Genomic DNA, 20,419 nt, shown 5'->3' with positions numbered 1-20,419 from the left:
CAAGCCGGTATCGATGGAGCAGCTGGCACGGATTATTGAACGCTGGACTGGCTTCAAAGCCGACAGCGAAGAAAGCCCACCATTACGACATGAGGCACCAGCGGCGACGGGGATTTTTAATACCGAGCTGGCACTGCATCAGGCGAACGGAAACCCGGGGCTCGCGACCGACATGTTCAGCATGCTGACGGATATGTTGCGCAAAGAAAAAGATGAAATTCTGGAACTGTGGGAAGAAGAAAAACTGCCAGAGCTTCTGGAAGCAACGCATAAACTGCATGGCGCTGCGAGATACTGTGGTGTGCCTGCGTTGAGATCGGCGTTAGAAGCATTCGAAACCTGCCTGAAGGAGCAGAACTCAGAAGCGTATCCCGAACGTTTGAGAGAGCTGATGACCGAGACAGAGCGTTTATTAAAATGGGCCGGAGAAAATGACTGGCAAGCTCAGTTTGAAGAAGCCTCCGGTAAAAGCGCTAATACAGAAAACGCCTGAACCCATCCATCATCATCACTAAGACTCAACAGCAGTTGAGCCCGCTCATCGACTGAACGAATGATTTCTTTGGCACGACCGCTGACGTGCACCAGCGGCTTGCCAGAGCTATCCCGCTGAATCGAGAAATCCTGAAAACTGACCCCGGACGCAATCCCGGTCCCCAGTGCTTTTGCCAACGCCTCCTTGGCAGAGAAGGCTTTAGCAAGATAATTAACAGGATCAGAATGCTTAGAAAACTCCCGCTGTTCTGCGGGCGTCAGCAACCGCTTTACCAACCGCTCCGGGTGTCGCGCATACGCGGCTTCAATACGATGTATAGCGAGCAAATCGGTGCCGACTCCGACAGAGGTCAGCAACGTATCGCGATCTGGTAAAGCATGCCCTGCCACTCAGGCACGCGCCTCTGTCAGTAGCTGTTTCATATCCCTGACTGCGCCTTCCAGACCACTGAACAACGCCTGAGCGATGATCGCATGACCAATATTCAGTTCATTAATCTGTGGGATCTGAGCTATCGCTTCAACATTGTGATAGTGCAAACCGTGACCTGCATTCACGATCAGGCCCTTACCTGAAGCATAGGCCGCCGCATCGCGTATACGTTCCAGTTCCCGTGCCTGCTCTAGTGGTGTCTCAGCATCTGCATAGCCACCGGTATGCAGCTCAATGACAGGAGCACCGGTGCGTACTGTTGCGTCAATCTGCTCGTAATCGGCATCGATAAATAGCGACACTTCAGCGCCAACCGCTGCCAGGCGAGTCACCGCATCTTTAATTGTGTCTTCCTGAGAGAGAACGTCCAACCCACCTTCAGTGGTTAACTCCTCTCTCTTCTCAGGCACAAGACAACACGCTTCCGGCTTTACTTCTTCAGCCAACTGAATCATGGCTTCGGTCACCGCCATTTCAAGATTCATCCGGGTCTGAAGCGTACCAGCGAGGACCCTGACATCACGAACCTGAATATGGCGAGCATCTTCGCGGGGATGAATCGTAATACCATCCGCGCCTGCCTGTTCGGCAATAAAAGCAGCTTGAACCGGATCAGGGTAACGAGTTCCCCTGGCTTGCCGAAGTGTCGCAACATGGTCGATATTAACGCCGAGCAAAACGCGAGTATTGGTCATAGTTCTTTCCTGTTTCAGGAGCGATGTATTAATAATTCACGACTGATAATAGGCCTGGAGACTGCATAATCGATAGCGATACGCAGCACCTGACGAGCGACAGAGAGAGTCCCTGGCCTGGTAAACTCCCCATCGGCAATGGCGAGCAGAATTTCACCATCCCAACCATCAGGATCTTCGATCAAACCTTCTCCACCGCAGAACAGGTAGTAAGTGCCAGCGATGACAGGGGCTCCGTGTGCCGTCTGCGTCCAGTGTATACCCTGCCCGCAATGGCTGAGAAGACACTGTTCAAACATACGTAGCCAGACATCAACACGCTCATTGTCGCTCAGGGTCGTGAGTATGGTTGAGTATAAATCGAATAGTTCATCAGAAGGGTCATACAAAGGAAGAATCGTCGTCAGCAGTTCATCCATATACAGAGCACAGACCAATGCTTCGCCTGACAACCCCAGCGGGGTACTCGCTTCACAGGTCCTCAACCTTGGCAGGTCACCTAAGGCAGGCCATTCTCCACAACAAGGCTGATGCATCTCCGGAAGGTGGGCATCACGGCAAACGACCTTAACCAGCCCTCTGTCTCTTGTGAATATGGTACACAGCCAGTCTGAGCCGCCGCCAAACGGCTCACGCCTCAGTAGCCACCAATGCTTCATATTTCCCTGTCGTCATACCCCAGGCTTCGCAGAGCCCGCTCGTCATCAGACCAGTTGGATTTTACTTTCACCCAAAGATTCAGCATGACTTTGCAGTCGAATAGCGACTCCATGTCCTTCCGTGCTTCGATTCCAATCTGTTTGATTCGATACCCTGCGTCACCAATAACAATGCGTTTTTGAGACTGACGTTCGACCATAATCAACGCGCTGATTTCGATCAAAGTGCCTGTGTGTGCAAACTCTTCAATCTCCACCGTCATTTCATACGGCAATTCATCGCCTAACTGGCGCATGATTTTTTCGCGAACCAGTTCAGCCGCAAGAAAGCGTGAGCTGCGGTCAGTAATCTGATCTTCAGGATAGAAATACGGATTTTCAGGAAGATAACTGCGAATCAGGTGCTCAATACGTTCTACGTTATGACCCGTCTTCGCACTCAGCGGAATAATCTGATCGAAGGGGTGTCTTCCTGCAAGCTCTTCAAGATAAGGAAGAAGCTCATCTTTATCGCGTACAAAGTCGATTTTATTCACCACCAGAATAACCGGAGCACGCTGTTGTTTAACGGTCTGCAGAACCATTTCATCTTCATCGGTCCAACGCATCCGGTCTACGACCATAACAACCAGATCAACATCTTTTACCGCCGTTGTTGCGGCTCGGTTCATGTAGCGGTTAATCGCTTTATCGTGTGCCTTGTGAATCCCGGGCGTATCGACAAAAACAATCTGGGAATCTTCTTCGGTAAGAATCCCCAGAATCTGGTGGCGTGTCGTTTGCGGCTTTCGGGAAGTAATAGAAAGTTTTTGTCCGAGAATTCGATTCATCAGAGTCGACTTACCCACATTAGGGCGACCCACAATCGCTACAAAACCAGTACGTGTGCTCATGATGCTGACTCCTCAAGCCCAAGGCGTTTTAGAAATACCTGAGCAGCCGCCTGCTCAGCAGCACGACGACTTGAACCTTCTGCCGTGACAACGTCTTCCTGTTGCGGAATACGGCAACTGACGGTGAATACCTGCTCGTTTCCCGGTCCACCAACACTGACAACAGTGTACTTGGGCAGGCTGAGTCGATTGGCTTGCTGGTGTTCCTGCAGGCGAGTCTTCGGATCTTTTATAGGATCTTCCAGACTCAACGCATCCAGGCGGGACGCATACCACGACAGAATGCGTTCCGACGCTGCGGTCTGCCCGGAATCCAAATAAATAGCGCCTATGATTGCTTCAACAGCATCGGCCAATATCGAATCCCGACGATGACCACCACTCTTCATTTCACCAGACCCAAGAAGCAAGAACTCGCCAAGGTCGAACTCTTTTGCTATTTCAGCAAGCGTATCGCCTTTTACCAGCCTTGCGCGCAGACGACTCAACTTCCCTTCTTTCGCATGTGGAAATTTCAGAAACAAGGCTTCGGCAATCACAAAATTAAGAATCGAATCGCCCAGAAATTCCAGGCGTTCGTTGTTGGTTCCCGACAAGCTTCTGTGGGTTAACGCTAAATTGATCAGCGCCTCATCATTGAAGGTATAGCCAAGGCGCTGAGAGAGTTTTAACAAGGGATTATTCACTGGTGATAACTTTCTGGTGCTGGAAGGTAAGTACGAAATCGATATTCGCCAGGAAGTGCCCGCGGTTTTCGTAAGTCCAGTCGATGGTCAGAGTATTTCGGTCACGTTTTACAAGTAGCTTGTCAGTAGTAACCTGAATATTGTTATTACGAAGGCGTCGCTCAAGTTCATCGCGAACAGACCGTTCCGAAGTGCGCGCAGTCACTTTGCCGCTTTCTTCCATATTATCGAGAACGATACCCACTTCGGTATCATCAAAATAGATAGGAACGATCACCATCACGGCACGCAGTAGCACAATGCCAATCAGTATAAGTAACAGCGCAGTCGCTGTTGTCATGCCGTGCTGGTTTTGCTTCATATTTAGTCGTCCACTTTGAGGACAGCCAGAAACGCCGATTGCGGAATTTCTACGCTGCCGATCTGTTTCATCCGTTTTTTACCTTCTTTCTGCTTCTGCAGCAGTTTCTTCTTACGGCTTACGTCACCACCGTAACATTTCGCCGTTACGTTCTTTCTGAGTGCTTTTACTGTAGTACGGGCCACCACCTGATTACCAACTGCCGCCTGAATTGCGACATCGAACATCTGACGAGGAATCAGCTCTTTCATTTTCTCGGTCAGGAGATTGCCACGACGACGAACACTCTCTTTGTGCATGATGACCGCGAGCGCATCTACGCGATCTCCGTTCACAAGAACGTCCAAGCGAACCAGTGGCGCCTCTTGGAAACGCAGAAAGCTATAGTCCAGCGAAGCAAAGCCACGGCTTGCTGACTTCAGACGATCAAAGAAATCCATAACGACTTCCGCCATCGGGATTTCGTAACGCAATGCCACCTGACTACCGGTGTACTGCATATCCACCTGCACACCCCGCTTATCGACGCACAGAGAAATAACGCTGCCCAGATATTCCTGTGGCACCAGAATATTGCACTCCGCAATCGGTTCGCGCATTTCATCGATAGAACCAATATCAGGAAGCTTCGACGGGTTATCGACATTGACGACATCCCCTTTACGGGTAACGACTTCGTAGATTACCGTCGGCGCAGTGGTGATCAGGTCAAGATCATACTCGCGCTCGAGACGTTCCTGAATGATCTCCATGTGCAGCATGCCGAGGAAGCCACAACGGAAACCGAAGCCCAGCGCATCAGAGTTTTCTGGTTCAAAAAACAACGACGCATCGTTCAGTGACAGTTTATCAAGTGCAACACGGAACGCTTCATAGTCATCCGACGATACGGGGAACAGACCGGCGTACACCTGTGGCTTAACTTTCTGGAAGCCCGGCAGTGCATCAACGTCCGGGTTTTTGGTAGACACAATGGTGTCGCCCACGGGCGCACCGTGAATATCTTTAATGCTGCCACAGAGATAGCCCACTTCGCCGGTATTCAGCTCAGGACGTTTCGTCATTTTCGGCGAAAAGTAGCCCACGTCATCAACGATGTGATCTTTACCGGTCGACTTCATGCGGATCTTATCACCTTTCCTGATTGAGCCATTCTTGACGCGGATCAGCGATACGACACCAAGATATGGGTCGAACCAGGAATCAATGATCAGTGCCTGCAACGGCGCATCAGGATCACCCTCGGGGGCAGGAATATTAGCTACCAGATCTTCCAGAACGTCTTCAACGTTCAGGCCACTCTTGGCGGAACAGCGCACTGCGTCGGTCGCATCGATGCCGATAATATCTTCAATTTCCTGAGCGACAGCGTCTGGGTCCGCCTGTGGAAGGTCCATTTTGTTCAGTACCGGACGAACTTCCAGCCCCTGTTCAATCGCGGTGTAGCAGTTAGCAACAGACTGAGCTTCAACGCCCTGCGCGGCATCAACGACCAGAAGAGCGCCTTCACACGCAGACAGAGAACGACTCACCTCATAGCTGAAATCCACGTGTCCCGGAGTATCAATAAAGTTCAGCTGATACGTTTCACCGTTACGTGCGGTGTAGTTCAGGGTGACGCTCTGGGCCTTGATGGTGATGCCACGTTCGCGCTCGATGTCCATGGAGTCCAGAACCTGCGCCTGCATTTCGCGATCGGAGAGGCCGCCGCAAACCTGAATAAAGCGGTCAGACAGAGTAGATTTGCCGTGGTCGATGTGGGCAATGATGGAGAAGTTGCGAATGTGGTCCAGCTGGCTCACAGAATAATCATCCGGTTGTGAATTCAATCGGATGATTTTACCTGAAGGACCGGACTAAGGCTATGAATGACAGGGGCTCACAGCCCCTGCACTGTCGATAACATGCTGGTTAATCAATCCGAAGTGGAATGAAAGAGGCCTGCCCTCTGCGCACAATGCGCATGGGCACGCTGCGTTTACCGGGTAAATCTTTGACGACACGTTCAAAATCAGCCACTGAGCTGATGCGTTGACCGTTAATCATGGTGATCACATCGCCACGAATCACGCCTGACATCGATGCCGGGCCGCGATTCACGTCTGTGACGACAACCCCCTGCTCTGCACTTTTACCCGCTGGGATGTCACTGACAACAAGACCAAGCCGGTTGCTCTTGCGTTCAGCAGGCGGGGGATTAGACGACAACTGAATCTCATCAGACTCAGGCAACGCGCCAATTTCAACATCGATGGTCTTTCTCTTGCCCGCACGCACCACGGACAACTTAGCGGTATCACCCGCGCGCAGACGACCAATCAGGTGTGGCAGATCAGAAGATAGCTGCACTGCCTTACCATTGACTTTGACAATGATGTCGCCACTCACCAGGCCAGAGGCCTCAGCCGGACTACCATCAACCACCTGAACCACGAGCGCACCGGCAGCGCGATCAAGCCCGAACGATTCAGCGAGATCCTTGTTTACCTCCTGAATCACGACACCCAACCAACCGCGACTGACCTTACCTTTGCTCTTGAGCTGCTCAGCAACGTCCATGGCGACATTGATTGGAATCGCAAACGAGACCCCCATAAAGCCGCCTGAACGCGTATATATCTGGGAGTTAATACCAACCACCTGACCATCAAGGTTAAATAGTGGCCCACCCGAGTTTCCCGGGTTGATGGCAACATCGGTCTGGATAAAGGGCACATAATTCTCGTTAGGCAGACTCCGACCCTTTGCGCTGACAATACCTGCTGTCACTGAATAATCGAAACCAAAAGGAGAGCCGATAGCGACAACCCACTCGCCGACATCAAGCTTATCGGAATCGCCTAACTCAACGGTCGGAAGGTCATCAGCGTCGACCTTGAGGACAGCCAGATCAGAACTCGGATCAGCACCAATCAGAACAGCCTCCAGCTCGCGGCGATCGTTAAGACGCACAATGATTTCATCCGCATCCTGAACAACATGATTATTCGTCAGGATGTACCCGTCATCCGATACGATAAAACCCGATCCAAGAGAATTGCTGTCCCGGCGTGGTGCAGGCCCTTGAGGAAACTGGCGCCCGAAAAAATGCCTGAATATTTCAGGCATGTCGTCCGGCATACCGTATTGCCCAGACAGCGCGCTGTTCTGCTGAGCATGCTGAACAGTGCTGATATTGACTACCGCTGGAGAAGACTCTTTCACCAGATCACGGAAGTCCGGAAGGTCTGCGTGTGCTGTGGTCCACGACACTGCTAAAAGAAAGGTTAACAAGCTCAGCGAACGTTTCATCGCCAATGTCATTTTCATCGAAGGCTATCTCCGCTATTCAGAAACTCCGTTTATATTTATGGCGGTAGAGTGTGTTTTTTTCAATACGGTCGGCTGCCACTCGGCTTGCATTTTCTTGCCAAGCTGGCGCGCTCCGAGTAGACCGAGAACCAACCCAAGGCCACCTGCAAGTAATGATTGAGGCTCTGAGCCACCCTGAAATCCAATGACGGCCCCGAGGATCAGTCCAAGCAGTGGCAGTCCGTACATCGCCAGGGCACTGACGGCCAAAGACCCGGACGGAAGCATAATGGTGACTTGCTCCCCGACCGTGAAGGAATCAGCCGTGTTTACCCACAAACGAACAGGTTTGCCCATTTTACTGAGCGTATGCTGCCCGCATCCAGCCCGCGCACTGCAGGCTCCACAGGCGCTCTGCTGCACACCTTCCACCCAGATACCATCGTCACCTGTTCCAACGACCTGAACAACTTCCTGACTCACATTTATGACCTTACTTTACAGCTTTCTACAATAGGGAGGACGTCGGACGGGTCAACTGACGATTCTTCACTTCATACTAAGAGAATACGAAGGAATCGCAGAATCCAACACTTTATCCAGCGTCAGAGGAGGAAGCTCCCCCACGACACTCAGTCTGACTTGCTGACCGTCCTGCGTAAGAATATCTTCTACGGTAGCGGAAACGGGCCCCCACTGTCGACTGACGCGGGGAGAGGATGACCTGCCTTGCCCGACACGATCAATAAACAAAGAGAATGAAGCAAGTCCATCCGAGAACGTCATACGGATGTTATCGTCAGATTTCGCGGACTGCTGAATCTGAAATCCCTGAGGCAACCAGGACGGATACCAATCCGACTCAGGCGCTATTTCCGATGATCCTTTATGACCGAAGCGCAGGGTGTGCCCGACATTCGCAGTCCGTAAGTCACTGTCAGACATAGTGAAGTCTGTTTCCAGGCTCACAAACTGATACCGACGTAACACATTACCCTGCTTGTCTGTCATTTCGGCCTTAAGAGGCAGACTGGAGGCTTTATCCAACCATATCTGATGGGCATAACGGTCGGATTGTTCAGGCGTAATCCAAATAGATACCGTTGAACGGCCAGCGACCCGCTCCGCCTGGTGATCGGCAAGTGCAAAATCGTAGCTTTGTTCAAGGGATGACAAAGAGGAGGGAAAGTTTTGACCGAACGGCTTTAGTATGTCTGGCGTCATGCCGGAGCGGTGTTCACCCTCGTGAATACAAACTATTTCATCGCCCGCACGAATTTGAGAACGCTCTGGGCCTGTCAGGTAGTCGGTCCTCTGAACCAACCCCTGATTGCGGTATGCCTGCTGGATTCTCGCAGACTCCCAGCGATCAGGCGCCCCGAACATCACTGTGCCAGCGTAATCTTGAGTAGTAACAGCCTCATTCATCTCCTCAAGCAAGCGCAGCGCCTTATCGTTGTCTGCACTCACTGAAGATGTGAATGACAACCCAATCGCCAGAATGACGATGGATTGGCGGATGTTAAGCAACTCAATCATGCATCAGTCTGCGACTGGCCCTGCTTTTACTTCAGCTCTGACCCGATCACGGATGCCAGTGTCCTTGCCGAAATTTGCCACCCTCGCATAAGGAGCAGCTTGGTGCGTGCTCACACCGAAGGACTGATCTTCGTGCTCAAGAACGTACTGTTTGAGTCGTTCCTGAGCCGCCGCAAGCTCAGTTGCAGACATTTGAGACTGCTCAGACTGAGAAGCCACCAGAGATGAACTGGCTGCCGAAGCCTCCGCCATCGGTGCAGGCTGAGATACCTCTGCCTTGGCGACCGCCATATCAGGCTGCCCCAAATTCGCTTCAGGGACAGTCAGAACACGAGCACCGAGTAAAACAGCCATGGTAACCGAGGCAGCGACTGCTCCCGACACCATCCACGCTGGCAGCGCCATAGGTTTCGACTGAACAACAGGCAAATCATCGTTATTGGCTTTTTCATCAAGTGTTTGGGCGCTACTATTCGCTGTATCACGTGGAATACCAGGAACGTCGTCCATCGGTTCACCATCAATGGCCTGCATAATCCCTTTCGAGAGATCAACAGTGTCAACGGATTCGCCGCGCATTGCTGCACCGATCAAATGGAAGTTCGCCCATTGCTCGCGGAATTCAGCATCATTTTCGACGTGGTTCAATACACGTCTCAGTTCAAGCTCGTCACACTCGCCATCACAGAGAGCTGACAGAGACTCCCTCATCCGGTTTTTCATATAGTACACCCATCAAGCATTTATGCAGTCGCACTCAGCAACGGCCGCATTTTCTTTTCAATTGCTTCCCGCGCTCGGAAAATTCGGGATCTTACTGTCCCTATTGGGCAATTCATTGCCTCTGCAATCTCTTCGTAACTGAGCCCTTCGAGCTCTCGTAGGGTCACTGCCCGACGCAATTCGTCTGGCAGGTCTTCGATCGCATCAAATACGACCTTGCGCAGCTGATCGCGTTGCAGCAGACCGTCTGGCGTTTCTACGTCTCTCATATTGGCCTCGTCTGCGAAATAAGCAGCATCATCGAGGTCAATGTCCTGTGTCGGCGTCTTACGACCGCGACTGATCAGGTGATTCTTAGCGGTATTCACCGCAATCCGGTACATCCAGGTATAGAACTGGCTATCTCCACGGAAAGAGGGTAGCGCACGATACGCTTTTATAAATGCCTCCTGCGTCACATCCTGAGCTTCAGCATGATCGGAAATAAACCGTCCTACCAAAGAGAGGATACGATGCTGGTACTTCACCACCAGCAGGTCGAAAGCCCGCCGGTCACCCTTCTGAACCCGCGCGACCAATTGTTGGTCTGAAGCTGGTTGGTCGGTCATCTGGTTACCTGCATCTGTCGGTTGCTTCTCTGCAACATTAGTTGAACGAGTCACACCTTGCCCTCCGTTAGTGGCTGTATAAGTTCGGTACACCAATTCGGAGATAGTTCACTATCTTGACACTTCATGACATAACTACCGAAAATAGACCGGAACCAGGCCGTTGTCTGGCGAGGAGATTCTTTGTCAATCATACTCCTGCGCTTTATAGTGCGGCCTGTTATTCAGAGCCTGAGAGCAAGCTCTGTGAGATTACCACCACTGGAGCCTTTGTGCATGAGCCAGACATTGACCTTTGATGTATTAATTATTGGTAGCGGTGCCGCTGGCCTCACGCTGGGGTTATCCCTACCTGAACATCTTAGGGTAGCCATTGTCAGTAAAGACTCGATGGACGCAGGCTCAACGCGCTGGGCTCAAGGTGGGGTAGCTGCTGTACTCGACGAGGAAGACAGCGTCGAGGCCCACGTAGCCGATACTCTCACAGCCGGCGCAGGTCTCTGCAACGAGGCGGCTGTGCGCTTTACCGTAGGTAACTCAACCGAAGCCATCCGTTGGCTGATCGACCTTGGTGTGCCATTTACAAAGGATGGCGAGGATCAGTTTCATCTGACCCGTGAAGGTGGGCACAGTGCGCGCCGCATCATTCATGCTGCGGATGCCACCGGCCATGCCATTTCCGATACTCTTCTGCAAAAAGCGGAAGCGCGTGAGAATCTGACCCTGCTCCATGATTACATCGCTGTCGACCTGATCACCGGTGACAAATTAGGGCTTGAGCACCACGCCTGTATTGGTGGCTACTTTCTGAATAAGAAAACCGGCGAAGTGGATGCCGTTACAGCTAAGGCCACCGCATTGGCCACCGGCGGCGCCAGCAAGGTTTACCTGTACACAAGCAATCCGGACGGAGCATCAGGAGACGGCATCGCCATGGCATGGCGGGCCGGTTGCAGGGTTGCCAACATGGAATTCAACCAGTTCCACCCTACTTGCCTCTATCACCCCCAGGCAGGCTCATTTCTGATCACTGAAGCCGTTCGCGGCGAAGGCGGAAAACTTCTGCTTCCTGACGGTCGCCGCTTTATGGATAAATTCGATGAACGGGCAGAGCTGGCACCCAGGGACATAGTCGCCCGCGCCATCGACCATGAAATGAAACGCTTAGGTGCAGACTGCCTGTTCCTGGATATCTCACATAAGCCTGCAGAGTTTATTCGCGAGCATTTCCCGACAATCTACGAACGCTGCCTGCAACTGGGTATTGATATTACGAAAGACCCGATTCCGGTCGTTCCGGCTGCCCACTACACCTGTGGTGGCGTTGTCACTGACAATGCCGGCAGAACAGACATTGATCGCCTCTATGCCATCGGTGAAACCGCCTGTACTGGCCTGCATGGTGCGAACCGTCTCGCCAGCAATTCTCTGCTTGAATGTCTTGTATACGCCCGCGCAGCAGCGGCAGATATCGAAGCTCAGATAGCTCAGGTTCCTTCCCCCGAGCCCGTACCGCACTGGGACTCAAGCCAGGTTACCGATTCTGATGAAGATGTCGTTATCTCGCACAACTGGGACGAGCTGCGCCGCTTCATGTGGGATTACGTAGGCATTGTGCGTACCACTAAGCGACTGGTCAGGGCAAAACACAGAGTGAAGCTTCTGCGCCAGGAGATTCAGGAGTTTTACTCAAATCACAAAGTCACCAACGACTTACTGGAGCTACGCAATCTTGTTGATGTCGCCGATGTTATTATCCGCTCTGCCCTGATGCGTAAAGAAAGCCGCGGCCTGCATTACAGCCGGGATTACCCTCAAGCCCTGCCGAGAGCATTCGATACCGTACTGATGTCGAAATACATCAGCGAATTAGGAAGTCTGTAGCCCGGCCCAGAAAGGTTCAAAGGCTGCCATACAGCTCATACTTAAGGTGATTAAATGGTTCACGACTGAGGAAGCAGTCGGGCCTGATGATGATTACCTGCCAGGGCCAGAACCCCCAAACCAGCACGATCAGTTGTCTACGGCGAATACTGCCTGAGCGAAAACTGACCGGGACTTTCTGATTACGCTGCAATACCCACCAGCCATCATTGGCTTTGCCAATCAGCTGCGGCGCACGCTTACGCCAAAAGGCCCACCCGGCGCCCAAAAGAGGCAATACGGGAGTAAGTAACCACACACTACTCTCTGCCCCAAAAAATGTCGCCACCATCAGGAGCGCAGCCAATACCCAGGCGAGCGTCTCTATTCGCCGCTGAATCCCGGATGGCCGTAGAATCCACTCAGCGCGGTTGACGGGCAAATGCCAGCACCATATCAACGATTCGCTTCATGTCAGGATCTTCAGGCTCGGCATGTTCCATGAACCATGTAAAAAGATCCGGATCTTCCTTGTCGAGAAGATTGCGATAGCGCAACTGATCGTCATCATCCAACTGCGCATACTGTTGCTGAGCAAAAGGTAATAGCAATACATCAAGCTCTAACATGCCACGACGGCTATGCCAGATAGCCCGCTTTGCCTGAATTTCTTTTTCTTCAGTCATCTTTTAATTCACCTCTTACAGGGACGCGCATTATAACAAAGGTCACTACGAAATATCGTTCACTCTCACATCGGGCCTTGAAATCACATACACTCCGCCTCCATATGCAGTAGTCCTACCCCAGCCGTAAGGAGTCATCATGTCTCAGACAATCGCCACATTTGGTCAGGTTACCGATCAGGGCTTTGTTCCTGCCGACGCAGAAACTGCCCCCGACGATCAGACCGGAGCGAGAACCGTCCTCAGTCAGTTTGCGCTGCTACAGATAGACGGGCCAGACAGTGAGAAATTCCTGCAAGGGCAACTGACGAGTGATATGCAGAGCGTTACCTTCGAGCAGTGGCAGGCTGGCGCCTGTTGCGATGCCAAAGGTCGTATGATCGCGAACTTTATTGCGACCCGCTCAGAGACGGGGTTTGTCTTAAGGCTTCCTGCTTCTCAAGCAGAGGTTCTGATAAACCATCTGAAGAAGTACGCCGTCTTTTTCAAGGCAACAATGACCCTGGCAGAAAACATCGAAATCATCGGCGAATTTAATGCAAGCCCGAGTGAAAAATCGATGTCTGGTGAAGATGTCCGGGTACTTGGCTGGCCAGACGGTCGTTGCGAATACTGGGTACCTGAAGAACTCATCGACAAATACCTGAGTGACCACCTGCTGGAGCCTGAGTCGCGCTGGCATGCATCAGATGTCGAGTCGGGCTGGCTGTGGGTTCAGCCTTCATCATCGGCTGCCTGGATACCCCAGTACTGCGACTGGCAAGCCCACGACGGCATCAGCTTCAGCAAGGGATGCTATACCGGGCAAGAAGTAGTCGCCCGCCTCCAATACCTGGGTAAAAGCAAACGCCACCTATATCAGGTAGCGCCATGCCCAGAACTCCCCGACATCATGTCAGATGTGCTCGTTAACGGAAAAGCCAAAGGAGAGTTGGCCAGCCGCATCTGTTTTGACGGCAAATACACTGGTTTAGCCGTGGTCAGCAGTGACGAGGAAACACTTTCGGGAGAATGCGGGAATCAGAAAATCACTCTGCGCAGAGTCTTCTATACTGAAGATCAACGCGGCTAAACAGGTGGCCAGACAGTTAACTCTCTGACGACCTCTGCGTTACATAATTTTATAGACGCAGAGGTACCCGAATGACTGGCCAACTGATCCAGCAAGCTCGAGATGACATCGAAGGAATGATTGCCAGAGACGAGCTGATTCTTCCAACACTACCAGAGATCGCTCTGAAAGTACGGGACATCGCTGAGGACAAAAACGCCAGTATCCAGGACATGGCCCGGGTTCTGACAAAAGACCCGGCACTGAGCGCTCGACTGCTTCGGGTGACCAACAGCCCCATGGTGAGGACCATGGTGCCCATTACCGATGTAACAACGGCAATTTCGCGTTTAGGCATCGATTTCACCATTAACCTGGTGGTGGGTATTGCTATGGAGCAGATGTTTCAGGCGACTACCGATGCCATCGACCGGCGTATGCGGGCTTGCTGGTCGCATGCGACCGAAATTGCAGCATCGGCTCAGGTACTGGCTCGCCATTTCACTAAATTGCCTCCTGATCAAGCACTCTTAGCAGGATTGGTTCACCAGATTGGAACCCTGCCGCTGCTGTCGTATGCCGAGCAATCCGGCACCCTTCTTCAGGATGGGCCTTCACTCGACCATGCCATTGCCGAGCTACATCAGGCGCTGGGCCAGAAGGTTCTGGAGTCCTGGGACTTCCCAGCAGAACTCATCGCAGTCACCACAGACTACCTTGATTTCGACCGCTCACCCGATGGACCGGATCTGATTGACCTTATTCAGGTCGCGACCCTGCAAAGCCATGCAGGTACTAGTCATCCACTGGCCGCTGTAGATACCGACCGGGTGGGTGCTTTCGTGCGCCTCGGACTGGCCGCTGATACAGAAACGCTCGAGCTGGATGACATCGCCACTGAGCAGTCAGAAACACAGGCTGCTCTTTCATCCGGGTTTTGATCACAAGTTCAGGCAGACATTGGGGTACACTGCCCCCATGACTACGATATTTGCTGCACTTGTCCTTCTGCTTTCGTTCGCCGGGATTCTGATATGGCTATTCAGCCTGGCGAAACCTGGGCGACGCGCCGAACTCGCAGGCGCTGCCGACCGACTGAATATGAGCTTCGAGCCATGGCGTATGCTCAGTACCGGTATTCGTCAGGCCGGATTTCAGATTCTGTCCACCGGCGATCCACGCTACGTACCTAACTACATCGAAGATGAAACGGTTCTATTGTTTGACTTCACCCGCCTGACCGGGCGTGCTCCCACCATCCAGACCCTGATTATTATGCCATGTCACATCACTACAGACGTCCGGCTAATGGTCAGCCCGTTGGCCAAAGAGAGTACACACTGCTTCGATAAAGGTAAGCCCATCACCCGACTGGAGGACACCGATCTCCCAGATAAACTAGCGAAACATCCCGTCTATGGACTTCCTGTACACAAAGTACGGCCTCTTCTGACCGAAAATGTCCAGAATTGGCTTTTGGCCCATCCGCACCTTCACATCGAATGGGCAGCTGGCATGCTCCTCGTCTGCCAGCCTGGTTATCAGATTGCTGGCGATGAACTGAAGAACGTTATCGACGACGTTCGTTCACTGGCAAACGCCTTAGCATCACACTGACCGGAGTACCCCTTTGTTCAATATTCTTCGGGCAGCAACGCTTGTTGCTGCCGCCTACGTATTAATCGCATGCACCGCAACGCAACAGGACTCGCTCTATCAGAAGGCTCTTGATCTGGGCGAATGGAAAGCCGGGCTGGATGAGCATAAGGCTGATATTGCTGACATCGAGATGAATTATCTGATCCGTAAGGGCGATGGCCCGGTATTGATGCTGGTGCACGGATTTTCGGCTAACAACAGCACCTGGTTGCAGTTTGCGGATAAGTTACCGGATAACTACTACCTCATCGCGCCAGACCTTGCAGGTCATGGAAAATCCAGCGAGGCAGACAGCTATGACCTGGAGCGTCAGGCAGAACGCCTGAAAGCATTGGCTGAATATCTCAACCTCGAACCATTCCATATTGTCGGTAACTCCATGGGCGGTGCCATCAGTGCGATTTACGCAGCGCGTTTTCCGGACGACATCGCCAGCCTGATCCTGATAGATTCTGCGGGCCTGGACGGCGAGAACCAAAGTCAGTTTTTTGCTGAACTCGAAGCTGGTAACAACCCCTTGATTGCTACTGATAAAGCATCGTTTGAATATCGCATGGACCTTATTCTGGAAAAGCAGCCGCCACTCCCATGGCCTCTGCGTCCTGCCTTAATTCGCGAGACCGTCGACCGTGCGCCACTGAACCAGGAGATTTTCGACGATATGATCGCGACTCGCGAGCGCATGGATCAGCATGAAATGAGCCAGATGATCGCTGACAAGGTAAATATGCCTGCACTAATTATGTGGGGTGAAAAAGACCGGGTTCTGGACGTCTCTGCCGTCGCAGAGTTTAAAAAAGTCATCCCTCAGGCTGACGTAAAGATCTACCCAGATCTGGGGCATGTACCTATGCTGGAAGATCCATCCGCCAGCGCCGAAACCGTCAGCGCGTTTATCAGCAAGCTTGACTGACTTCAGGCAGGCCACTGTCGCCGAAGCCAATGCTTTGTATAAAGCGGCACAATACAGTGGCCGGGCTAGTCCGGGAGACACCCTTTATGCCAGTTTCAGCGCTGGTCGTTGCTGTTGTGTCACCCGACTCCAGGACCACTCAGACGTCTGGCTCCTCCGTAACCTTTGCACACTGCCTGATCATCGTCATCAGGGAGTAGCATCAGAGCTCTGCCGCTATATTATGCGTAACGTAGAGAAGCCCGTCTGGTTGTTCCCGTTACCTGAATTAATGACCTTCTATGAGAACTCAGGGTTCACCGTAGCCAAAGAAGATACGCTACCCGACAGCCTTGAGAAAACATGGCGTCTGAGCAAAAGAAAATATCCACAGTCTGCCCCCATGGTGGCTGTGCCCGACAGGAGATAAATATGAACCGTCTTAACCGAGTGATGAATAATCTTGAACGCCTACCCGCCGGATGGCAGACAGGAGTGCGCTCTTTTATCATCGGCAAAATTATTCCGTTCGCAGGAACGGCCTCATGTCGGGTAGAAAAGCTGACCAATAATGAGTGTGTGGTAAAAATCAAAAAGCGCCGCAAGGTAGGAAATCACATTGGCACGCTGCACGCGGCCGCGATGGCGCTGGCTGCTGAATCAGCAACCGGCTTCGTCACCGCCATGAATGTGCCAGACAGCCGCGTTCTGGTGATTCGCAATATGAACCTGACGTACCTGAAACGTACCAAAGGCGATCTGACTGCCACAGCAACTCTGAGTGATGCCGACCTGGAAAGGCTGAAAAACGAAGAGAAAGGCGATATCAGCGTACCCGTGGTACTGAAAGATGCAGAAGGTACTGAAAGCGTAACCGCTGAGATGATCTGGGCGTGGACACCTAAGCGTTAATAAAAAATCGACGCTGATCATGTATCAAAAAGGGGAGCCAAGCGACTCCCCTTTTTTATGCTTATTTTTCAGTGTTAACCAGCGTTAGCAATGTATTCCCGACGCTGCTGTTCACTCTCAATGTAGTCCTGCCACTGGTGAGCAACTTTTTCAGCCGCCGGATAAGAGGCTGCCTTAAAGAAGGTCACCGACGCTGCCTCAAGCTGATCAAGATTGTACTGAGCAAGCCCTTTAATAATTAATGCCTGGTAAGGTGCCTTCAGATCACCAGCATTCAATGCTTTATTACTGAACTCAAGTGACTTACTCCACTCCTGACGCTCGGTATAAATCTGAGCAAGCTTAAAGTAGTCACGACCTTCTCCGGAGGCATCCGCAGCCTGTGTCATCACAACAATCGCGTTGTCGTATTCTTTCGCCAGCATCCAGGCATCGCCCAACAACGACAGATTACGCGCGCTCTTCTCAACAATGTCTGCGTCCATTCCTGCTTCCAGAACGTGCGCTGCCTTGTATGGAATTTCACGGCTCAACAACGCCTGAGCAAAATTGAGATACTCAGGTTCTTTGCTGAAAAGTGATTGGTCGTACGCTGTTTCGAGCGTCGCCAGTTCCTCGTCTTCACGACCCAGCTCGTTGTACACAGCCGCCAGCTGCATCCAGTATTCAGATTTAGAATAAGTCGCAACAAGCTTTTCCAGAGTCTCTGCGAGGCCATCATAATCTTTCAACTGAAACATCACGGCACGCTGTAGCAGTAACCAGCTTTCGGTAACGCGTGAACCCGCTTCTTCACGCATAGATATTGCAGTCGCAATATCATCGCCTGCCAGTTCATACTCTTCCTGCTGGTATTGAACCTGAGCACGGAACATGTAGGCGTCAGCATTGATTTTATCTGACTGTGACATCCACTCGTTAATGGTCGCCAGTGACTCAGCGTAACGTTCCTGAAGCATGTACAGTTTTGCCAGCGTATAACGCGTCGTCTGTTTCAGACTGTCTGGCGCGTTATCGATCTCGATAACTTTTGCGTATTCAGGAATCGCTGCCGCGTAATTTTCCTGAGTCGAGTAAACGTAGGCGTACATGTTGTGCGTCATCGCTCTCTCGTAAGAATTACGCTTACGTTTTTCCAATCGTTCAAGTGTTTGCAAGGCTTCGTCAAAGTTACCGGCATCAGCAGCTTGCTGCGCTTCCTCAAGCTTTTCAAATACAATCTCACGAAGTGTCATGGTTCTGCGAACACGAGGGCCCGACGAGGCTTCTTCTTGCGCATTATCTGCCGCTTCCTCAGTAGCGAGTACCGACTGAACTGCCACAAATGGCATGCCACCCAACAATGCGCTCATCACTAATGCTAACGGTAACTTTTTCATAAAACACTCACTCCAGTTTTATACGTTACTTATCCAGCTCGAAGCGGATAATGTTACGAACCCCGGGTACATCTACTGCACTTCCCTCAACTACCTGGGGTTTATATTTAAATTTCTTAACTGCATCCAACGCAGCCTTATCGAATACACCCGGTGGCTCGGCTTCAAGCACGACTGGATCAGTCACAGTACCGAGTGACGTTACGGTAAACTCGACGACGACATAGCCCTCAATGCCTCGCTGAGCTGCACGGCGTGGGTAAGTCGGCGCGACTTTAACAATCGGCATAAACTCACCATCGCTACCTGCACCGCTCAGGCCTGCATCCAACGCAAGATCGGCAGAGATATCCAGTGCACCCATCGACAGATCAGCGGCGTTCTGAGAATTGAACTCAGGCTTTACCATGTCTGGCTGCGGCGGTTCTTTTGGCGGTGCCGGTGGCTTCTCAGGCTGACGGTCTTTAGTCTGAACTTCGTCATCTGGCTCGTTCATCACGAAACTCTGGATACGACCATAGTCAGTCGGCATGGTGACTGAACCACCCGTACTGATCAGGCTCTGCATCATCCAGAACACAGCGATGGTGGCGACGAATGCGACGGCAAGCGCGCCACCAAAACGGACAACAACCGGCATCTTACATCGCCTCTGTGGCCAGTGAGACGTCGTAGACTCCGGCCTGACGTGCAGCATCCATCACTGCCACCAGCTTACGGGTCTTCGCTTCTTCATCCGCCTGGATCACAACGGTTCCTTGCGGATTTTCAGCGTGCAGACGCTCGATATTTGCGCGGACCTGACTCTCGTCAACGCGGCGTTTATTAATCCAGATTTCGTCATTTTCATTAATGGCGATCAGGATGTTTGCGCGTGGTTTCGCCTGAGCGGTGCTCGCATCAGGACGATTAACTTCAATACCCGATTCTTTAACGAACGACGCGGTCACGATAAAGAAAATCAGCATAATAAATACAACGTCCAGCATCGGGGTGATATCAATCTCACCCTCGGCTTCTACTTGCTGACTGGCAGAAAAACTGCGTCTCATAATCTTATTCCCGAATTAATGATCAAAGGTCAGACGATCTTCGATACGGATTTTTTCTCGTTTGATGTATCGCTCGAGCATGGACTGAGCGAACACTCCCGTCAGGGCACCTACCATTCCGGCCATGGTCGGAATCGTGGCCTTGGAAATACCGGAAGCCATCGCTTTAGGGCTGCCGTTGCCAAAAAATGCCATCACGTCAAATACTTCAATCATGCCGGTAACGGTACCGAGCAGACCGAACAGAGGCGCCATGCCGATCAGCATTTTGATCGTGGTCATGTTCGCTTCCAGGTCTGAGCGAAGGGAGGCGATCAGATCTTCACGAATCTGATGCGCCGCCCAGGATTTACGCTCGGTACGAGCTTCCCACTCACTCACTGCGCGCTGCATAGCGTTGCGGTGAGAAAATGCGAAGTACCCGGCACGCTCCAGTACAAATAACCAGAGCAGCAGAATCAGTCCGAAGATGGCGTAGAGGACGTCGCCTCCACGCTCCATGAACAGATAAACCGGTTCGTATACTTCACCAAAGATCATGA

Annotated in this window: 26 protein-coding genes; 8 read left to right on the top strand and 18 right to left on the bottom strand. The window is 51.9% G+C overall.

Annotation, left to right across the window (positions count from 1 at the left end; translation table 11 throughout):
* The coding region (locus tag B2R29_RS01260; protein ID WP_301179428.1) for an Hpt domain-containing protein at positions 1-493 on the top strand (493 nt) is incomplete at its 5' end.
* Here B2R29_RS01260 and acpS read toward each other — a convergent pair.
* The 12 genes from acpS to rpoE all read right to left on the bottom strand — a co-directional run bounded on the left by acpS (position 445) and on the right by rpoE (position 10,383).
* A complete protein-coding gene (gene acpS, locus B2R29_RS01255; protein ID WP_301179427.1) occupies positions 445-885 on the bottom strand; it encodes a holo-ACP synthase in 441 nt (146 codons plus the stop codon). The two genes, B2R29_RS01260 and acpS, sit on opposite strands and share 49 nt — an antisense overlap.
* Positions 886-1,623, bottom strand: coding sequence for a pyridoxine 5'-phosphate synthase (gene pdxJ / locus B2R29_RS01250; protein WP_301179426.1), 738 nt, complete (start codon positions 1,621-1,623; stop codon positions 886-888).
* Positions 1,624-1,637: 14 nt separating this feature from the next.
* Positions 1,638-2,282: a DNA repair protein RecO gene (gene recO / locus B2R29_RS01245; RefSeq protein ID WP_301179425.1), complete on the bottom strand. Its 645-nt coding sequence runs from the start codon at positions 2,280-2,282 to the stop codon at positions 1,638-1,640.
* A complete protein-coding gene (era, locus tag B2R29_RS01240) occupies positions 2,279-3,175 on the bottom strand; it encodes a GTPase Era (RefSeq protein WP_301179424.1) in 897 nt (298 codons plus the stop codon). Before era ends, recO begins: the two co-directional genes overlap by 4 nt.
* Positions 3,172-3,861, bottom strand: a complete 690-nt coding sequence (gene rnc, locus B2R29_RS01235; RefSeq protein ID WP_301179423.1) for a ribonuclease III — start codon at positions 3,859-3,861, stop codon at positions 3,172-3,174. Before rnc ends, era begins: the two co-directional genes overlap by 4 nt.
* On the bottom strand, positions 3,854-4,222 hold the full coding sequence (locus B2R29_RS01230; protein ID WP_301179422.1) for a DUF4845 domain-containing protein: 369 nt from the start codon (positions 4,220-4,222) through the stop codon (positions 3,854-3,856). The genes rnc and B2R29_RS01230 overlap by 8 nt, the downstream gene beginning before the upstream one ends.
* A 2-nt stretch (positions 4,223-4,224) precedes the next feature.
* On the bottom strand, positions 4,225-6,024 hold the full coding sequence (lepA, locus tag B2R29_RS01225; protein WP_301179421.1) for a translation elongation factor 4: 1,800 nt from the start codon (positions 6,022-6,024) through the stop codon (positions 4,225-4,227).
* Positions 6,025-6,133: 109 nt separating this feature from the next.
* Positions 6,134-7,525, bottom strand: coding sequence for a DegQ family serine endoprotease (locus B2R29_RS01220; protein WP_301179479.1), 1,392 nt, complete (start codon positions 7,523-7,525; stop codon positions 6,134-6,136).
* 21 nt (positions 7,526-7,546) lie between these two features.
* Positions 7,547-7,996 carry a SoxR reducing system RseC family protein gene (locus tag B2R29_RS01215; RefSeq protein WP_301179420.1) on the bottom strand — a complete coding sequence of 150 codons (450 nt, stop codon included), beginning with the start codon at positions 7,994-7,996 and terminating at the stop codon, positions 7,547-7,549.
* 66 nt (positions 7,997-8,062) lie between these two features.
* The gene (locus B2R29_RS01210) at positions 8,063-9,052 is read right to left on the bottom strand and encodes a MucB/RseB C-terminal domain-containing protein (protein WP_301179419.1); all 990 of its coding nucleotides are present in this window, start codon (positions 9,050-9,052) and stop codon (positions 8,063-8,065) included.
* Between the two features lie 3 nt (positions 9,053-9,055).
* Positions 9,056-9,775: a sigma-E factor negative regulatory protein gene (locus tag B2R29_RS01205; RefSeq protein ID WP_301179418.1), complete on the bottom strand. Its 720-nt coding sequence runs from the start codon at positions 9,773-9,775 to the stop codon at positions 9,056-9,058.
* 20 nt (positions 9,776-9,795) lie between these two features.
* On the bottom strand, positions 9,796-10,383 hold the full coding sequence (gene rpoE / locus B2R29_RS01200) for an RNA polymerase sigma factor RpoE (protein WP_301179478.1): 588 nt from the start codon (positions 10,381-10,383) through the stop codon (positions 9,796-9,798).
* A 276-nt stretch (positions 10,384-10,659) separates the two neighbouring features.
* Here rpoE and nadB point away from each other — a divergent pair, with 276 nt between their 5' ends.
* Positions 10,660-12,267: an L-aspartate oxidase gene (nadB, locus tag B2R29_RS01195; protein WP_301179417.1), complete on the top strand. Its 1,608-nt coding sequence runs from the start codon at positions 10,660-10,662 to the stop codon at positions 12,265-12,267.
* Positions 12,268-12,283: 16 nt separating this feature from the next.
* Here the strand turns inward: nadB and B2R29_RS01190 are convergent, their stop codons facing one another.
* Both B2R29_RS01190 and B2R29_RS01185 read right to left on the bottom strand, forming a co-directional pair.
* A complete protein-coding gene (locus tag B2R29_RS01190) occupies positions 12,284-12,688 on the bottom strand; it encodes a hypothetical protein (protein ID WP_301179416.1) in 405 nt (134 codons plus the stop codon).
* Positions 12,669-12,932, bottom strand: coding sequence for a succinate dehydrogenase assembly factor 2 (locus B2R29_RS01185; RefSeq protein WP_301179415.1), 264 nt, complete (start codon positions 12,930-12,932; stop codon positions 12,669-12,671). Before B2R29_RS01185 ends, B2R29_RS01190 begins: the two co-directional genes overlap by 20 nt.
* Before the next feature lie 139 nt (positions 12,933-13,071).
* Here B2R29_RS01185 and B2R29_RS01180 point away from each other — a divergent pair, with 139 nt between their 5' ends.
* From B2R29_RS01180 to B2R29_RS01155, 6 genes are all read left to right on the top strand, one after another.
* On the top strand, positions 13,072-14,004 hold the full coding sequence (locus B2R29_RS01180; RefSeq protein WP_301179414.1) for a YgfZ/GcvT domain-containing protein: 933 nt from the start codon (positions 13,072-13,074) through the stop codon (positions 14,002-14,004).
* 71 nt (positions 14,005-14,075) lie between these two features.
* Positions 14,076-14,924, top strand: coding sequence for an HDOD domain-containing protein (locus tag B2R29_RS01175; RefSeq protein ID WP_301179413.1), 849 nt, complete (start codon positions 14,076-14,078; stop codon positions 14,922-14,924).
* Between the two features lie 37 nt (positions 14,925-14,961).
* Positions 14,962-15,600, top strand: a complete 639-nt coding sequence (locus B2R29_RS01170; protein WP_301179412.1) for a hypothetical protein — start codon at positions 14,962-14,964, stop codon at positions 15,598-15,600.
* 13 nt (positions 15,601-15,613) lie between these two features.
* Positions 15,614-16,555 carry an alpha/beta fold hydrolase gene (locus B2R29_RS01165; protein WP_301179411.1) on the top strand — a complete coding sequence of 314 codons (942 nt, stop codon included), beginning with the start codon at positions 15,614-15,616 and terminating at the stop codon, positions 16,553-16,555.
* Positions 16,548-16,964 carry a GNAT family N-acetyltransferase gene (locus tag B2R29_RS01160; RefSeq protein WP_301179410.1) on the top strand — a complete coding sequence of 139 codons (417 nt, stop codon included), beginning with the start codon at positions 16,548-16,550 and terminating at the stop codon, positions 16,962-16,964. Before B2R29_RS01165 ends, B2R29_RS01160 begins: the two co-directional genes overlap by 8 nt.
* A gap of 2 nt (positions 16,965-16,966) precedes the next feature.
* Entirely contained in the window at positions 16,967-17,446 is a 480-nt protein-coding gene (locus B2R29_RS01155) for a DUF4442 domain-containing protein (RefSeq protein ID WP_301179409.1), read from the top strand.
* Positions 17,447-17,520: 74 nt separating this feature from the next.
* Here the strand turns inward: B2R29_RS01155 and B2R29_RS01150 are convergent, their stop codons facing one another.
* The 4 genes from B2R29_RS01150 to B2R29_RS01135 are packed head-to-tail and all read right to left on the bottom strand — an operon-like array spanning position 17,521 to position 20,417.
* The gene (locus B2R29_RS01150; protein WP_301179408.1) at positions 17,521-18,825 is read right to left on the bottom strand and encodes a tetratricopeptide repeat protein; all 1,305 of its coding nucleotides are present in this window, start codon (positions 18,823-18,825) and stop codon (positions 17,521-17,523) included.
* A 25-nt stretch (positions 18,826-18,850) separates the two neighbouring features.
* Positions 18,851-19,465: an energy transducer TonB gene (locus B2R29_RS01145; RefSeq protein WP_301179407.1), complete on the bottom strand. Its 615-nt coding sequence runs from the start codon at positions 19,463-19,465 to the stop codon at positions 18,851-18,853.
* A 1-nt stretch (position 19,466) separates the two neighbouring features.
* The gene (locus B2R29_RS01140; protein WP_068435124.1) at positions 19,467-19,877 is read right to left on the bottom strand and encodes an ExbD/TolR family protein; all 411 of its coding nucleotides are present in this window, start codon (positions 19,875-19,877) and stop codon (positions 19,467-19,469) included.
* Positions 19,878-19,892: 15 nt separating this feature from the next.
* Positions 19,893-20,417 carry a MotA/TolQ/ExbB proton channel family protein gene (locus tag B2R29_RS01135; protein ID WP_301179406.1) on the bottom strand — a complete coding sequence of 175 codons (525 nt, stop codon included), beginning with the start codon at positions 20,415-20,417 and terminating at the stop codon, positions 19,893-19,895.
* Positions 20,418-20,419 lie beyond the last annotated feature (2 nt).

Origin of the sequence: Thalassolituus sp. UBA3500, from assembly GCF_002377545.1 — a bacterium.
GTDB lineage: Bacteria > Pseudomonadota > Gammaproteobacteria > Pseudomonadales > Oceanobacteraceae > Thalassolituus.
This window is presented reverse-complemented; position numbering and strand designations above follow the sequence as displayed.

Bases quoted from the DNA above. Each gene is read 5' to 3' on its own strand.
- B2R29_RS01145 (WP_301179407.1), bottom strand. From the start codon at position 19,465: ATGCCGGTTGTTGTCCGTTTTGGTGGCGCGCTTGCCGTCGCATTCGTC.
- pdxJ (WP_301179426.1), bottom strand. From the start codon at position 1,623: ATGACCAATACTCGCGTTTTGCTCGGCGTTAATATCGACCATGTTGCG.
- B2R29_RS01150 (WP_301179408.1), bottom strand. From the start codon at position 18,825: ATGAAAAAGTTACCGTTAGCATTAGTGATGAGCGCATTGTTGGGTGGC.
- B2R29_RS01220 (WP_301179479.1), bottom strand. From the start codon at position 7,525: ATGACATTGGCGATGAAACGTTCGCTGAGCTTGTTAACCTTTCTTTTA.
- B2R29_RS01175 (WP_301179413.1), top strand. From the start codon at position 14,076: ATGACTGGCCAACTGATCCAGCAAGCTCGAGATGACATCGAAGGAATG.
- recO (WP_301179425.1), bottom strand. From the start codon at position 2,282: ATGAAGCATTGGTGGCTACTGAGGCGTGAGCCGTTTGGCGGCGGCTCA.
- nadB (WP_301179417.1), top strand. From the start codon at position 10,660: ATGAGCCAGACATTGACCTTTGATGTATTAATTATTGGTAGCGGTGCC.
- B2R29_RS01185 (WP_301179415.1), bottom strand. From the start codon at position 12,932: ATGACTGAAGAAAAAGAAATTCAGGCAAAGCGGGCTATCTGGCATAGC.
- B2R29_RS01205 (WP_301179418.1), bottom strand. From the start codon at position 9,775: ATGAAAAACCGGATGAGGGAGTCTCTGTCAGCTCTCTGTGATGGCGAG.
- B2R29_RS01140 (WP_068435124.1), bottom strand. From the start codon at position 19,877: ATGAGACGCAGTTTTTCTGCCAGTCAGCAAGTAGAAGCCGAGGGTGAG.
- B2R29_RS01230 (WP_301179422.1), bottom strand. From the start codon at position 4,222: ATGAAGCAAAACCAGCACGGCATGACAACAGCGACTGCGCTGTTACTT.
- era (WP_301179424.1), bottom strand. From the start codon at position 3,175: ATGAGCACACGTACTGGTTTTGTAGCGATTGTGGGTCGCCCTAATGTG.
- B2R29_RS01135 (WP_301179406.1), bottom strand. From the start codon at position 20,417: ATGATCTTTGGTGAAGTATACGAACCGGTTTATCTGTTCATGGAGCGT.
- rpoE (WP_301179478.1), bottom strand. From the start codon at position 10,383: ATGACCGACCAACCAGCTTCAGACCAACAATTGGTCGCGCGGGTTCAG.
- B2R29_RS01155 (WP_301179409.1), top strand. From the start codon at position 16,967: ATGAACCGTCTTAACCGAGTGATGAATAATCTTGAACGCCTACCCGCC.
- B2R29_RS01210 (WP_301179419.1), bottom strand. From the start codon at position 9,052: ATGATTGAGTTGCTTAACATCCGCCAATCCATCGTCATTCTGGCGATT.
- B2R29_RS01180 (WP_301179414.1), top strand. From the start codon at position 13,072: ATGTCTCAGACAATCGCCACATTTGGTCAGGTTACCGATCAGGGCTTT.
- B2R29_RS01170 (WP_301179412.1), top strand. From the start codon at position 14,962: ATGACTACGATATTTGCTGCACTTGTCCTTCTGCTTTCGTTCGCCGGG.